This is a genomic window from Methylocystis suflitae (assembly GCF_024448135.1).
In the GTDB taxonomy this organism is placed as follows: domain Bacteria; phylum Pseudomonadota; class Alphaproteobacteria; order Rhizobiales; family Beijerinckiaceae; genus Methylocystis; species Methylocystis suflitae.
This window is the reverse complement of the sequence record NZ_JAMRYX010000008.1, coordinates 1-582: the sequence shown is the minus strand read 5'-3', so window position 1 is coordinate 582 and position 582 is coordinate 1. Positions and strand designations below refer to the sequence as shown.

Annotated in this window: 1 protein-coding gene; it reads left to right on the top strand. The window is 56.0% G+C overall.

What is annotated here, in order from left to right; all coding sequences use genetic code 11:
- A partial coding sequence (locus NEI07_RS00620; protein WP_256032011.1) for a DegT/DnrJ/EryC1/StrS family aminotransferase occupies positions 1–401 on the top strand: 401 nt, incomplete at its 5' end.
- Positions 402–582 lie beyond the last annotated feature (181 nt).

Below are 582 nucleotides of genomic sequence, written 5' to 3'. Positions count from 1 at the left end.
CCATCTTGCACGTAAAGCTTGCCCATCTCGACAAATGGAACGAACACCGCCGTTGTTTGGCGGAGAGTTATGGGCAAGAACTCGTCACCGCTGGTCTCACTCTGCCTCATGTTCCGAATTGGGCCGAGCCGGTCTGGCATCTCTATGTTGTGCGTCATCCCCGCCGCGATGCGCTGCAAAAGGCATTGAGCGGGGCGGGCGTCGGAACTTTAATTCACTATCCGATCCCGCCGCATCTTCAGGAAGCCTATCGGGCCACCACCTGTTGGACTCGCGGCGCCTTTCCCTTGGCTGAACGCTTAGCCGACGAGGTGCTGAGCCTACCTATGGGGCCGCATTTGTCGGAGGAACAAGTGGAAACCATTGTCTCGTCTGTGATTGAAGCGGATACATGCGTCTAATATCAAACGTTCCGATCTCTGAGTCACAGGATTCCCAATTCGATCGCGGTCTGATTCATTGGCGCGGTCAGGATTCGCGCCATGGCTACATCGGTGATCCTGCGGACGGATTTTTCACCATCTGTCCGGCAAAGGTAGTGGCGCGGCGCTCGCTTTGGTTTTGACGACACTTTCGCCATGT